Here is a 13364-nt window from a genome sequence, read left to right on the forward strand (position 1 = left end):
AAGGCGGCCTCGAAGGCATCCACGAATACCTCTCCACCAAATACACCCTCATCCCCACCACCTAACCCAGCACCCCCACTAATCGAGTGGGCCCAATCAGTCGCCACACCACAACGGAAGCGACCGATCGAGCCCACTCGATGTCCGGATGAGCGCGGTGCAGGCGCTAGAGCGACTCGGCGACGTGCTTGAGGGCGGCGAGGCGGCGGTCCCAGGCGGCACCGACGGCGTCGAGGCGGCGGGCGGTGGCGCTCAGCCGCGCGCCGACCACGCGGTAGCGCACCTCGCGCCCCACCCGCTCGGTCTCCACGAGGCCCACCTCGGCCAGCACCGCGAGGTGCTTCGCGATGGCCTGCCTGGTCACCGGGAGCCGCTCGGCGAGAGCCGAGGCGGAGGCGTCGCCGTCGCCCAAGGCGGTCAGGATGCTCCACCGGGTGTCGTCGCCGAGCGCCGCCATCACGGGCACCAGGGTCGCGTCGCTCACGCGGCGCCCTCGGCGATCGCGACGCCCTCGCTCTCGGCGAAGACCACGAGCTTGTCGAGCTCCGAGGTCCACCCCAGCCGGTGGAACCCGAGGTTGGCCGCGGGGTCCGAGGTCACCTCGAAGAGCCGCTCGACCACGGTGAGTTCCGTGCCGCCGTCGACCGACCGAAGGGTGAAGGTGAACTCCGTCGCGTGCTCGTCGTCGTACTCCTCCGGAGGCGCACCCCCGGCGTCGTCGTTGTTCCACCGGTAGGTCACCGCGTGCGGCGGATCGAGGGCGACCGCCGCGAGCGGCACGGCGCCGTACCCTTCGAACGTCATCGTGCCCCGCGCTCCCTCGCCCGACCCGTCGAGCTCGGTCAACCCGAACCACCGGGAGATCAGCTCGGGCTCGGTCACCGCGCGCCACACGGCATCCTGCGATGCGGCGATGGCGATGGTGCGGGTCACCGTCAACGACTCGGGATCGAGGGTCGCGTCGGGATTCTTCGTGGTCATCGGATTCCTCCTCGTGAAGCAACTAGCAGGTTGCACTAAGAATGCCACGCCGTGAACAATTAAGCAACCGAATAGTTGCACATCCGCTCTCTATGCTGGATCCATGGCCCGAATTGCCGCACCCTGGAACCGCCACCAGGTCGCGCTCTACCTCGCCGCCATCGCCCTGGGCTCCGCACTGGGGCTGCTCCTCCCGCAGCTCGCGCCGCTGCTCCGCGGGCTCACCACCCCCTTGCTGGTGCTGCTGCTGTTCGCCACCTTCCTCGGGGTCCCTCTCGCCGAGCTCGGGCGGGCGCTCCGCGGAGGGCGCTTCCTCCTCACGCTGCTCGTGCTCGACTTCGTGGCGCTCCCGCTCGTGGTCTTCGGCCTCAGCCGCTTCGTCGCCCACGACCAGGCACTCCTCGCCGGCGTGCTCCTCGTGCTGCTCACCCCGTGCGTGGACTACGTCGTCGTCTTCACCGGGATCGCGGGCGGTGACCGCGCGCGACTGCTCTCCACCACGCCGGTGCTCATGCTGCTTCAGCTCGTACTGCTGCCCGCGTACCTCTGGCTGATGGGCGGGCCGGGCCTCGCGTCGCGCATCGACCCGCTCCCGTTCATCGAGGCGTTCCTGCTGCTCATCGTGCTGCCGCTCGCCGCCGCCGCGGCCGTGCAGCTGCTCGCGCGCCGGATGCGCGGCGCGCGCACGGTGGAACAGGCCGCGGAGGACGCGATGGTCCCCCTCATGATGCTCACCCTCGCCATCGTGGTGGGGTCGCAGATCGCCGCGGTGGGGGCCGCTGCCGTCTCGCTCGCCGGGCTGGTGCCTCTCTACCTCGGGTTCGCCGCGATCGCCACGGCCTGCGGCCTGGCGGCCACCCGACTCGCCCGACTTCCGGTCCCGGAGGGCCGCGCGCTCACCCTCAGCGGGGTCACCCGCAACTCCCTCGTCGTGCTGCCGCTCGCGCTGGCCCTGCCCTCGGAGTTCGCCCTCGCCCCGCTCGCCGTCGTGACGCAGACGCTCGTCGAACTCGTGGTGCTGGTCGTACTGGTACGGCTGCTCCCCCGGCTCCCCGGTCTCAGGTCGTCCGGCCCGGCTCCGGGCCTCACCCCAACGGCAGGCGCATGAGCACCCGCGGAAAACCGTTCAGCACCGACTCCGTGTCGGCCGCCTTCTCGAAGCCCGCCCGCTCGAACAGACTCCGCGTACCCACGTACGCCATGGTGAGATCGACCTTGACACCCCGGTTGTCGACCGGGTAGCCCTCCACGGCCGGAGCGCCGTTCGCCCGCGCGAACTCGACCGCACCCGCGAGCAGCGCGTGCGAGAGACCGCGACCCCGGTGGCCGGGCCGCACCCGGATGCACCACACCGACCACACCCGGGCGTCATCGACGTGCGGGATGCGGCGATTGCGCGCGAAGCTCGTGTCGGCTCTCGGATGCACGGCCGCCCAGCCCACCACCTCTCCGTCGTCGTAGGCGAGCACCCCGGGCGGCGGCGTACGGCGCACCAACTTCTTCACCAGATCGCCGCGCTCGGTCCCTCGCAGTGCGTTGTTCTCCTTCGACGGGATGCGGTAGCTGAGACACCAGCACACGTTCGCGTCAGGGCGCCTGGGACCGACCATCGTCGCCACGTCGGCGAAGCTCGTCGCCGGCCTCACCTCGATCGCCCCGCTCATGCCCTCACCCTGCCACTCCCGCGACGGTCCGGCATCCCGCAGTGCGCATCCCGAACCGGGCCTCAGCCCAGCCGTTCGCGCTTCGCGCGCAGCGCCCGCCGCTGCACCTCGTTGCCCGTGAGCCCCTCCGCCGTCGCGAACTCGGCACGGGCCTCCTCGTCGCGCCCCAGGCGCGACAGCAGCTCCCCGCGCACACTAGGCAGCAGGGCCGACCCCCTCAGTGACCCCTCATCCGCCAGCCGGTCGACGATCCGCAGCGCCGAGGCCGGCCCCACCGCCATCGACACCGCGACCGCCCGGTTCAGCTCCACCACCGGGTTCGGGGCGAGCCGCCCGAGCGCCTCGTAGAGCACCACGATCCGTTCCCAGTCGGTCTGCTGCACGCTCGGCGCGATCGCGTGGCACTCGGCGATCGCCGCCTGCAGGGCATAGGCCGCCCGGCCCCGCCCCAGAGCGTCGCACCGGGCCAGCGCCACACGCCCTCTCTCGATCTGCGCGCGATCCCACAGCCGGCGATCCTGATCGTCGAGCGTCACCGGCGAGCCGTCGCGTGCCGTGCGCGCGGCGAAGCGCGATGCCTGCAGCTCCATCAGGGCGACGAGCCCGTGCACCTCGGGCTCCCGCGGCAGCAGCGCGGCGAGCGTGCGACCGAGCCGCAGCGCCTCGTCGGCGAGCTCGGGCCGCATCCACCGCTCGCCCGAGGTGGCGGAGTAGCCCTCCGTGAACACGAGGTAGACCACGCCGAGCACAGCGGACAGCCGCATGGGCCACTCGGCCGGATCGGGCGACTCGAAGGGCACCTTCGCGGCGCCGAGCGTCTTCTTCGCCCGCACGATGCGCTGCTGCACGGTGGCCACCGGCACGAGGAACAGGCGCGCGATCTCCTCCGACGACAGTCCCGCCACCACACGGAGAGTGAGCGCCACCTGCGCCTCCCGAGCGAGCACGGGGTGGCACGCCGTGAACACGAGCCGCAGCACGTCGTCGGGAATCGGCACCCACTCCGGCTCGGCCGACTCCTCGAGCTCGTGGGCGAGCATCCGGTGGCGGTCGTCGAGTCGCTCGCGACGCCGCCAGTGGTCGATGGCCCTGCGCTTGGCCACGGCGGTGAGCCAGGCGCCCGGGTTCGCCGGCACTCCGGATGCGGGCCAGCGGTCGAGCGCCTCGGCCACCGCCTCCTGGGCGAGGTCTTCGGCGAGGGGCAGCTCGCCCGTCACCTTCGCCAGGGTCGCCACGATGCGCACGCTCTCGATGCGCCACACCGCGTCGAGCGCACGCCGCACCGCCTCCGGCTCGGCACCGGGGCCGGGGCCGCCGCCCGGCTCACCAGAGCCGCCGCCCGGATCGGCGACGGCCCCGCCGCCCGCCTCACTCACCGGCGGCGCGAGCGTGCTCCTCGGCCCGCCACTCCTTCTCCTTCTGCAGGTACTCGTTGTCGGCGAAGTCCTCGAAATCGCTCTCGTCGGTGATGCGGCGCACCTCGAGCTTCGTGCCGGCACCGAGCGGGGCGCGCTTGGCCCACTCCAGCGCCTCCTCGGCCGACGACACCTGCACGATCCAGAAGCCGTTGAACAGCTCGTGCACCTCGCCGTAGGGGCCGTCGGTGACGACCGGCGCCTCGGCCGAGAAGTCGACCACGAAGCCCTCGGCGGCGTCGGCGAGACCGTCGCCGCCGATCAGCACACCGGCGGTGATCATCGACTCGTTGTAGGCGCCCATGTCGTTGATGATCTTCTCGAAGTCGAGGTCTTTCGACGCCTCGAGGGCTTCGGCGGTCGTGCGCATGATGAGCATGTACTTCATCGGATTCTCCTCCGGTCTGCGGGGGCCTCTCGCCCCCTCCTACTATCGCGTCGAACGGAACGAGCCGCGATCGACAGCCCGTCAGAGATTTCTCGCAGAATCTTTTCTGAGCCGCCTGAGTGCACCGTTGCCCCACACGGGCTCCGCCGGGTCACCCCCGTCGAGCACTGCGAGTCCGGGCCAGCCGTCGCGACCACGCGGAGGCGGTGCCACGACGGCCGCGCCCCGTGCCGTGAGCGCGTTCACGAGGCTGCGCAGAGCCCTGTCATCGACGGCGTCGGTCCCGACGGCCGGGTCGATCAGCACCACGTCGTCGTCGCGCACGGCGGGCAGCAGCTCGAACGGGGCGCTCGTGGCGAAGGTCACGTCGGAATCGCGCAGCAGCCGGCCCAGCCCCCGGACGCCCGCGTCGTCGACCGAGACGGAGTCGCCCGTGGCGGCCGCCCTGAGGTACGCCGCTCGCGCTCCCCGGCGCACCAGGTCCTGCTCATCGCTGCGCTCCGCCTCCGCCCGAACCGCGGCGAGGTACGGCGGCCGATGCCGGTCGGCGTGAAAGCGCAGCTCGCGCACGAACCCGGCCGCATCGAGCCGAACCGCCTCCCAGGGTGCCAGCGCGTCCTCATCCCGCGACGCCACCACCGCAGAGACCGACGGATGCGCGGCCAGCATGGCGAGCAGCGCGGCGCCGTCGTCGAACCAGGGCTCGTGGTAACCGTCGACCCTCTCCGGCAGCATCGCCGCCACGAGGTGCGCACGATGCCGGCTCCTCGCCCCCACCGGAACGGGAGCCGAGACGCGGGACATGCCCCCATCCTCTCGCACCCGCCCCGCGCCCGCTGTCGCACCGGCTGCCGCAGTCGCACCGGCTGCCGCTGCCGGCACCGACCGCCGCCCCGTAGGATCGCCCCATGACCGTGAGCACGCCCGCCCGCCGGCCCGCCCTCGTGACCGTCGCGGTGGTGCTCGTCTACATCACCGGCATCGCCGACGTGCTGCTGGGCATCCTGGCCGTGTTCGCCCGCTATCTACCGGAGGCCGAGCTCGACGGGCTGGCTTTCCCCGTCACGGTGCTCGGCGCCGCGATGATCATCATCGGTCTCGGCATCGTCGCCCTGGCCTCCGGCCTGGCCCGCGGCAGCCGGTTCGCGCGAGGTCTCCTCACGGCGCTACTGCTGATCGGGCTCGCGCTCGATCTCACGGGGTTCGTGCTGGCCCCCGAGGGCGGCCCCTCCACCGTGATCGCGCAGGCGGTCGTCGCCGCCGTGGTGCTGCTGCCGCTCTGGTTCGGGCCGGGTGCGCGCTGGCTGCGCGCTAGCCGCCCGAACGTCTGACCCCCGCCAGGGCGGAGGCCTTGTCCCGGGCTGCCACCCGCCGGTGCACGAAGCGCACGATCTCGATCAGCCCGATCGACCCCGCCGACACCAGCAGCACCAGCACCGCGGTGGGCAGCGTGGGGTCGGTCAGCTGCAGGAAGTCGCGCACGATCGGCACCGAGAACACCAGCACGAGACCGATCATCATGGCGCCGATCACGAACGACTTGAACCGGGTGACCGGGCGTGAGAGCACGACGAGGATCCACAGTCCCACGATGGTGAGGATGAGCGTGGCTCCGGTGCGCGTCTCGGCGGCGGGGATTCCGATGTGCAGGCAGGCAAGGGCGTACAGGGCCAGGCCCAGCGTCACGACCGCGCCGGCCGGGACGGCGAAGGTGAGCGATCGCCGCAGGAACCCCGGCACGTAGCGTTGTGCGTTGGGGAGGAGCGCGAGGAAGAAGGCCGGGATGCCGATGGTGAGCCCGTCGATGACCGAGAGCTGCCGGGGCAGGAACGGGAACTGCAGCATGAGGGCCCCGAACACGATGGCCAGGAATGTCGCGTAGGCGGTCTTGGTGAGGAAGAGCATCGAGACGCGCTCGATGTTCGCGATGACCTGACGCCCCTCGGCCACCACCCGCGGCAGGTGTGAGAACCGGCCGTCCAGCAGCACCAGTCGCGCCACCGCCTTCGTGGCGGCCGCGCCGGAGTTCATCGCCACCCCGATGTCGGCCTCCTTGATCGCGAGCGCGTCGTTGACGCCGTCGCCCGTCATCGCCACCACGTGCCCCGCCGACTTCAGCGCTACCACGATGCGGCGCTTCTGATCGGGTGTCACCCGGCCGAACACCACGTTCTCGTCGAGCACCCGCACGAGCTCGGCGTCGTCGTCGGGGAGACCGCGCGCATCCACCCCGGTCGGCGCGTCCAGCCCCACCTCGCGGGCGATCGCCGCCACCGTCTGGGGGTTGTCGCCCGAGATCACCCTCACCCCCACGCCCTGTGCGGCGAAGTACTCGAGCGTCTCGCGGGCGTCGGGCCTGATGTTCTCGCGGAAGGTCAGCAGCACCACGGCCTCGGCGTCAGCCGGCACCGACTCGTCGTCGGTCACCTGGCCGCCGCGAGCCAGAACGAGGGTGCGCCGACCCGACGCCGCGAGCTCGACCGCCCGCTCGAGCAGCTCGTCGTGACCGCTCGGGAACACCATCTCGGGCGCGCCCAGCACCCACATCCCGTCATCGAACACCACCGCGCTCCATTTGCGGGCCGACGAGAACGCCACGCGGCCCCGCGGATCGCCCGTGCGAGCCGAGGCGAAGGGCGCGGCGAGGCTCAGCGCGGTCGCGTTGGCGTCGCTCTGCACTCCGTACCAGCCCAGCACCTCCTCCCAACCGGGAGCCTCGTCGGCACCGGCCAGCGGATGCGCCCCGTCGAACACGATGTCGCCCTGGGTGAGCGTGCCGGTCTTGTCGAGGCAGATGAGGTCGACCCGGGCGAGCCCCTCGACCGCCGGCAGTTCCTGCACGAGCACCTGCTGCCGCGACAGCTTCACCGCTCCCACCGCGAAGGTGATGCTCGTCATGAGCACGAGTCCCAGCGGGATCATCGCGACCACCGACGCGATGGTGGCGACCACGGCGTCGCGCCACGCCCCCGTTTCGATCGCCTCGGGCCAACCGCCCTGGGCGATCATCTGGGCGTTCAGCACCAGCGCGGCCACCGGGCCGATGATCCACGCCACCCAGCGCAGCACCCGGTTGATCGAGCTGCGCAGCTCGGAGGCGACCAGCGAGAACCGCTTCGCCTCGCTCGCCAGCGAGTTGGCGAAGGAATCGGCACCCACGCGGATCACGCCGGCGAGCCCCTCGCCGGCGACGACGATCGACCCCGACAGCACTTCGTCGCCCTCGGACTTCTCCACCGGGTCGCTCTCGCCGGTGAGCATCGACTCGTCGACCTGCAGACCCGACGAGGCGGTCACCGCTCCGTCGGCGGCCACCTGGTCACCCGCCCGCAGCACGAGCAGGTCGTCGAGCACCACGGCCTCGACCGGGATCTCCTGCTCCGCGCCGTCTCGCACCACGCGGGCGTGCGGCGCGTTGACGAGCGCCAGCCGGTCGAGCGCGCGCTTCGCACGGTACTCCTGCACGGTGCCGATGACCGCGTTGGCGAGCGCACTCGCACCGAACAGGGCGTCCTGCCAGCGCCCGATGGCCAGCAGCACCAGGAAGCAACCCACCACGATGGCGTTGAAGAGGGTGAGCACGTTGGCGCGGAGGATGCTCCAGACGCTTCGGCTGGTGTCTTGCACGAAGGCATTCGTGCGACCGGCCGCCGTGCGTTCGGCCACCTCGGCCGCGCTCAGCCCCGTCGCCCCCGTGAGACTCGTGACCACCGGCCTCAGCCGCCGACCCGCTGCTCGGCGATCCGCGCGGCGATCGCCGCGACCAGCTCGTAGGGCACGGCCTTCCGCAGCGGGAACTTCACCGTGTCCTTCGCCGAGCGGTACGGGGCGACCTCGGCCTCGAGTTCACCCTCGAACCCGGGCACGGCGTAGAGCGCCACGTGCGTCTTCCACGCTGCGACGAAGAGCAGGTGCCGGCCCTCGAACGTGAAGGTGGGCATGTGGTAGCTCACCGACTCGACGGCGTCGGGCACCGCACTCATCACCGCGCAGCGCAGACCCTCGAGCACCGTCTGCACGTCGTGCGGGAACGAGGCGATGTAGGCGTCGACCGACGCGTACTGCTGCTCCCCCACGCGGCTCTCCCGCCAGCGTGCGTCAGGCGCCCGGCTCATCGAAGTACGAGACCCCGATCTCGTTGCGGGCCCTGGCGGCCTCCGCACGCTCGAGGCGCAGACGCTCGGCACGCTGCTGGCGCTCCTGCACCACCTCCGGGTCGACCTCGACCCGTCGCACCGTCATACCACCCTTGGTGGCCGGGCTCGTCTTGGGAGCCTTCGCCGGCCTGGTCGACGTCGACGCCGAACGCGTCGCCCCCGCCGCGCGAGCCGCCTTCACCACCGGAGCCTGCCCCGACCCGGCGCAGAGCTCCCCGTTCTTGTCGGCGTGCTGCAGCAGCGTCTGCGACACCAGCCCCACCGCCACCGACTTGCCGCACACCGCGCATTTCGTTCCTGTACCGCTGGCCATGCTCGTGGGCGACCTTCCTAGTCGAGTTCCGTGTGACGAGTCCGCACACGAATTCTCCCACGCCGGGCTACTCTTCGCCGAACCCCGTCTCCACCAGGTCGGCCAGGGCGTTCACCGCTTCTGCGCCGTCGGGGTCGTCGGTCGCGATCTCCACGGTGGCACCCTTGGTGAGCCCCAGCGACATGATGCCGAGCAGGCTCTTCGCATCGCGGCCGTTGACCGTCACCTTCACCGGATACCCGGTGGCGAGCTTCACGAACTCGGCGGCCGGCCGGGCGTGCAACCCGTCCTTGTTGATGATGGTCACGCTGCGCGAGAGGGCTCCGGATGCGGGGGCCACGGCCTCGAAGACCGGCACGGCCACGATGTCGCCGGCTCGTGCATCCGTCTCGGTGCCACCTGTGCCCCGCGCCGATTCCGCCGCCGCCACGACCCCGTCGAGATCGGCGCCGGACTCGGCGGCCACGGCCGCCGCCACCCCGCCCTCCACGAGCGGAGCGTCGACGATGCGCACCCGTTCCCGCACCTCGTCGTCGAGGAAGTCGAGAGCGGTCTCGGCCGTGAGGATCGCCGAGCCCAGGTCGCAGAGCACCGCGACGCCGTGACCGGAGTCGGCCTCGGTGACGCCGGCGCTCACCTTGTCGAAGCTCGTGCCGATGCCGCCCTCGTCCGTCCCCCCGGCGGCCACCAGGGTGGCCGAACCCGCCATCTGGGCGGCGAGCTCCACCAGGCCCTCGGCGATCTTCGCGCTGTGCGAGACGAAGACGACGCCGACCTTGCCCTCGGTGCCCATCAGGCGGCACCGGAGGCGACGTCGACAGCTGCCTCGGCGGCGGCCCGAAGCAGCAGCGACGACGACTGCGCACCCGGATCGCGGTGGCCGATCGCGCGCTCGCCCAGGTAGCTCGCCCGGCCCTTGCGCGCCACGAGCGGCTCGGTGGCGACGGCGCCGGCCTCGGCCGCGCTCGCCGCCGCCTCGAGGATCGCGACCTCGTCCTCGCCCTCGGCCTCGGCCTTCGCCGCCGCATCGACCGCGGGTGTCCACGCGTCGATCATCGTCTTGTCGCCCGGCTCGGCCTTGCCCCGCAGTACGATCCCGTCGCGCGCGGCGGTGAGGAGTGCCACAAGCGCGGCGCCGTCGAGCTCGGGCTCCTTGCCGACAGCGCCCGCCGCCTTGAGGTACGCGGTGCCGAGCAGCGGCCCCGACGCGCCTCCCACGGTGGAGATGAGCGTGGTCGCCACGAGCTTCAGGGCGTCACCCGGCACCGCGTCGGCCGGCAGCCCGTCGAGCTTCGCGAGCACGGCGCTGAAACCGCGATCGAGGTTCTCGCCGTGGTCGCCGTCGCCGATCTCACGGTCGAGGGTGACGAGCTCCACCCGATGCTCCGCGACCACGGCCGCGCTGCGTCTGATCCAGTCCGTCGTCCAGGTGATGCCGAGAGCCATGCCCCTACCCTTCTACCTTCCCCAGCGCAGCGCAGCGGTCTGCACCGGCGCGTCGTACAGCTCGGTGAGCTCGTCGTCGAGCTTCAGCACGCTGATCGACACGCCCTGCATCTCGAGCGAGGTGACGAAGTTGCCCACGAGTGAGCGGGTGACCTCGATACCCTTCTCGGCGAGCACGGCGGCGGCGTGCCGGAACACGATGTAGAGCTCCACCTGCGGGGTGCCGCCCATGCCGTTCACGAGCAGCAGCACCTTGTCGCCGGAGGCGAACGGCAGGTCCTCCAGGATCGGTGCGAGCAGTCTGTCGACGATCGCGTCGGCCGGCTCGAGCTTGATGCGCTCGCGGCCCGGCTCGCCGTGGATGCCGATGCCGATCTCGATCTCGTCGTCGGCCAGCACGAAGCTCGGCTCGCCGGCGTGGGGCACCACGCACGGCGTGAGCGCCACACCCATGGTGCGCACCTGGGAGTTGACCTTCGTGGCGATCGCGGCCACCGCATCCAGGTCGTCGCCGCGCTCGGCCGCCGCGCCCGCGATCTTCTCCACCAGCACGGTGCCCGCCACGCCGCGACGCCCCGCCGTGTAAAGGGAGTCCTTGACCGCCACGTCGTCGTCGACGATGACGGTGCGCACCTCGATGTCCTCCGCAGCCGCGAGGTCGGCGGCGGTTTCGAAGTTGAGCACGTCGCCGGTGTAGTTCTTCACGATGTGCAGCACGCCCGCGCCCGAGTCGACGGCCTTCGTGGCGGCCAGGATGGGGTCTGGCGTGGGCGAGGTGAACACCGGGCCCGGAATGGCCGCGTCGAGCATCCCGTAGCCGACGAAACCGCCGTGCAGCGGCTCGTGGCCCGAACCGCCGCCGCTGACCAGGGCGACCTTGCCCTGCACGGGGGCGTCTTTGCGCGCGATGTAGATGGGGTCGTGCGAGACGGTGACGATGTCGCCGTGCGCCGCCTCGAATCCGACGACCGCCTCGTCGACGACGTTCTTCGGATCGTTGATGAGCTTCTTCATTGAAAACATTCCCTTCGATCGGGCGTGCGTCGCCCGCGACGGGAGCCGGCGACCCGGCCATCCGTCTCAAACCTATACCTGCTGGATCGCCCTGTACCTGCTGGTTCGCGGGAGATATCGTTGCCTCAAGCCGCTCACCACGGCGGTCACAGCGGGTGGCCGAATGGTGCCAAGGAGGGTCAACGTGGACAATCTTCTGATCGATTTCACCTCCGAGCTGGTGGGTACCGCCTTGCTCGTGCTCTTGGGCTGCGGCGTCGTCGCCAACGTCGCGCTCACCAAGACCAAGGGCTTCAACGGGGGCTTCCTGCTCGTCAACATCGGCTGGGGCCTCGCGGTCTTCGCCGGTGTGATCGTGGCCTACGCGTCGGGTGCGCACCTGAACCCGGCGGTGACACTGGGGCTCGTGGCGAACGGGGCGACGGAGTTCGGGTCGGCGGCGACGCTGGTGGCCGTCAACTTCGGCACGGTGATCACCTACATCGGGGCGCAGCTGATCGGTGCGTTCATCGGCGCGGTGTTCGTGTGGCTGGCCTACAAGCAGCACTTCGACGCGGAGCCCGAGGCGGGCAACAAGCTGGGGGTGTTCTCGACGGGTCCGGCGATCCGGTCGTACGGCTGGAACCTGGTCACCGAGATCGTCGGCACCTTCGTTCTGGTGTTCGTCGTGATCGGCTTCGGCGGTGGTCGTCAGGGCGACGGCGGTCTGGCCGCGCTCGGTGCCCTGCCCGTGGCGCTCCTCGTGATCGGTATCGGCGCCTCGCTCGGTGGCCCGACCGGGTACGCCATCAACCCGGCTCGTGACCTCGGTCCGCGCATCGCGCACGCCGTGCTGCCCATCAAGGGCAAGGGCGGCAGCGACTGGTCGTACTCGTGGGTTCCGGTCGTCGGCCCCATCATCGGCGGTGTGCTCGCCGGGCTCGCGGCCATCCCGCTGCTGCCCATCCTCACCTGAGCGCTCCCACCCGACACCCACCATCCCCAGCTGAGCTAGCAGCGTCGCAGCGAAAGTAAAGGAAACAGCACGACATGACTGACTACATCATCGCCATCGACCAGGGCACCACGAGCACCCGCGCGATCGTCTTCGACCATGCGGGCACGATCGTGTCGACCGGTCAGAAGGAGCACGAGCAGATCTTCCCCAAGGCGGGTTGGGTCGAGCACGACCCGAAGGAGATCTGGGACAACACCCGCGAGGTGATCGGGCAGGCCCTCTCGAAAGCCAACATCACCCGGCACAACGTGAAAGCCGTCGGCATCACGAACCAGCGCGAGACCGCGGTGGTGTGGGACAAGAACACCGGCGAGCCGGTCTACAACGCGATCGTGTGGCAGGACACCCGCACCCAGCCGATCGTCGACCGACTGGCCGCCGACGGAGGGGTCGAGAGGTTCAAGCCGATCGTCGGACTCCCCCTGGCCACGTATTTCTCCGGGACCAAGATCGTCTGGATCCTCGAGAACGTCGAGGGTGCCAGGGAGAGGGCCGAGGCCGGCGACCTCCTGTTCGGCACGACCGACACCTGGGTGCTCTGGAACCTCACCGGAGGCGTCGACGGCGGTGTGCACGCCACGGATGTGACGAACGCCTCCCGCACGCTCTTCATGGATCTCGAGACGCTCACCTGGCGCGACGACATCCTCGAGGCGTTCGACGTGCCCAAGTCGATGCTCCCCGAGATCCGCTCCTCCTCCGAGGTCTACGGAACGGTGCACACCTCTTCGCTCTTGCGTGAGGTTCCGGTGGCGGGGATTCTGGGTGATCAGCAGGCGGCGACGTTCGGTCAGGCGGCGTTCGATGCGGGTGAGTCGAAGAACACGTACGGCACGGGGAACTTCCTGATCTTCAACACCGATACGGAGATCGTGCACTCGAAGAACGGTCTGCTCACCACCCTGGGTTACAAGCTCGGGGATGCTCCGGCGCATTACGCGTTGGAGGGGTCGATCGCGGTGACGGGGTCGTTGATCCAGTGGTTGCGC

At 70.7% G+C, this 13364-nt stretch carries 16 protein-coding genes; 4 read left to right on the forward strand and 12 right to left on the reverse strand.

Translation table 11 applies throughout. The features are described 5' to 3' along the window. Positions 1-166 precede the first annotated feature (166 nt). Together N1031_RS20080 and N1031_RS20085 are read right to left on the reverse strand one after the other, a co-directional pair. A complete protein-coding gene (locus tag N1031_RS20080; protein WP_259481726.1) occupies positions 167-484 on the reverse strand; it encodes an ArsR/SmtB family transcription factor in 318 nt (105 codons plus the stop codon). Next, positions 481-981 (reverse strand): SRPBCC domain-containing protein, encoded by a 501-nt coding sequence (locus N1031_RS20085; protein ID WP_259481727.1) that lies wholly within the window; start codon positions 979-981, stop codon positions 481-483. Before N1031_RS20085 ends, N1031_RS20080 begins: the two co-directional genes overlap by 4 nt. Before the next feature lie 103 nt (positions 982-1084). Between N1031_RS20085 and N1031_RS20090 the strand changes: the two genes are divergently transcribed. Then, complete coding sequence (locus N1031_RS20090; protein ID WP_259481729.1) at positions 1085-2089, forward strand: bile acid:sodium symporter family protein; 1005 nt, start codon at positions 1085-1087, stop codon at positions 2087-2089. Here N1031_RS20090 and N1031_RS20095 read toward each other — a convergent pair. The 4 genes from N1031_RS20095 to N1031_RS20110 form a co-directional block, all read right to left on the reverse strand. After that, positions 2067-2645, reverse strand: coding sequence for a GNAT family N-acetyltransferase (locus N1031_RS20095; protein WP_259481730.1), 579 nt, complete (start codon positions 2643-2645; stop codon positions 2067-2069). The genes N1031_RS20090 and N1031_RS20095 overlap by 23 nt on opposite strands. 62 nt (positions 2646-2707) lie before the next feature. Further along, positions 2708-3928: an RNA polymerase sigma factor gene (locus N1031_RS20100; protein ID WP_259481742.1), complete on the reverse strand. Its 1221-nt coding sequence runs from the start codon at positions 3926-3928 to the stop codon at positions 2708-2710. An 85-nt stretch (positions 3929-4013) separates the two neighbouring features. Next, complete coding sequence (locus tag N1031_RS20105; RefSeq protein WP_259481731.1) at positions 4014-4448, reverse strand: YciI family protein; 435 nt, start codon at positions 4446-4448, stop codon at positions 4014-4016. 81 nt (positions 4449-4529) lie between these two features. Then, on the reverse strand, positions 4530-5252 hold the full coding sequence (locus N1031_RS20110; RefSeq protein ID WP_259481732.1) for a hypothetical protein: 723 nt from the start codon (positions 5250-5252) through the stop codon (positions 4530-4532). 104 nt (positions 5253-5356) lie between these two features. On the opposite strand from N1031_RS20110, the gene N1031_RS20115 reads away from it, so the two are divergent. Beyond that, positions 5357-5779, forward strand: a complete 423-nt coding sequence (locus N1031_RS20115) for a hypothetical protein (RefSeq protein WP_259481733.1) — start codon at positions 5357-5359, stop codon at positions 5777-5779. Here the strand turns inward: N1031_RS20115 and N1031_RS20120 are convergent. From N1031_RS20120 to dhaK, 6 genes are all read right to left on the reverse strand, one after another. Continuing rightward, positions 5760-8159: an HAD-IC family P-type ATPase gene (locus N1031_RS20120; RefSeq protein WP_259481734.1), complete on the reverse strand. Its 2400-nt coding sequence runs from the start codon at positions 8157-8159 to the stop codon at positions 5760-5762. The two genes, N1031_RS20115 and N1031_RS20120, sit on opposite strands and share 20 nt — an antisense overlap. 5 nt (positions 8160-8164) lie before the next feature. Further along, positions 8165-8563 (reverse strand): iron chaperone, encoded by a 399-nt coding sequence (locus N1031_RS20125; RefSeq protein ID WP_259481735.1) that lies wholly within the window; start codon positions 8561-8563, stop codon positions 8165-8167. Next, complete coding sequence (locus N1031_RS20130; RefSeq protein WP_259481736.1) at positions 8547-8918, reverse strand: putative porin; 372 nt, start codon at positions 8916-8918, stop codon at positions 8547-8549. The genes N1031_RS20125 and N1031_RS20130 overlap by 17 nt, the downstream gene beginning before the upstream one ends. Positions 8919-8985: 67 nt before the next feature. Continuing rightward, complete coding sequence (gene dhaM, locus N1031_RS20135; protein ID WP_259481737.1) at positions 8986-9711, reverse strand: dihydroxyacetone kinase phosphoryl donor subunit DhaM; 726 nt, start codon at positions 9709-9711, stop codon at positions 8986-8988. Beyond that, a complete protein-coding gene (gene dhaL / locus N1031_RS20140; RefSeq protein ID WP_259481738.1) occupies positions 9711-10364 on the reverse strand; it encodes a dihydroxyacetone kinase subunit DhaL in 654 nt (217 codons plus the stop codon). Before dhaL ends, dhaM begins: the two co-directional genes overlap by 1 nt. 12 nt (positions 10365-10376) lie before the next feature. Continuing rightward, positions 10377-11378, reverse strand: a complete 1002-nt coding sequence (gene dhaK, locus N1031_RS20145) for a dihydroxyacetone kinase subunit DhaK (RefSeq protein ID WP_259481739.1) — start codon at positions 11376-11378, stop codon at positions 10377-10379. Positions 11379-11562: 184 nt separating this feature from the next. Between dhaK and N1031_RS20150 the strand changes: the two genes are divergently transcribed. Continuing rightward, on the forward strand, positions 11563-12333 hold the full coding sequence (locus N1031_RS20150) for an MIP/aquaporin family protein (RefSeq protein ID WP_375163664.1): 771 nt from the start codon (positions 11563-11565) through the stop codon (positions 12331-12333). Positions 12334-12407: 74 nt separating this feature from the next. Then, positions 12408-13364: FGGY family carbohydrate kinase (locus N1031_RS20155; protein ID WP_259481741.1), on the forward strand; the 957-nt coding region annotated here is incomplete at its 3' end.

The sequence above is a fragment of the Herbiconiux moechotypicola genome (genome assembly GCF_024979255.1).
Taxonomy (GTDB): domain Bacteria; phylum Actinomycetota; class Actinomycetes; order Actinomycetales; family Microbacteriaceae; genus Herbiconiux; species Herbiconiux moechotypicola.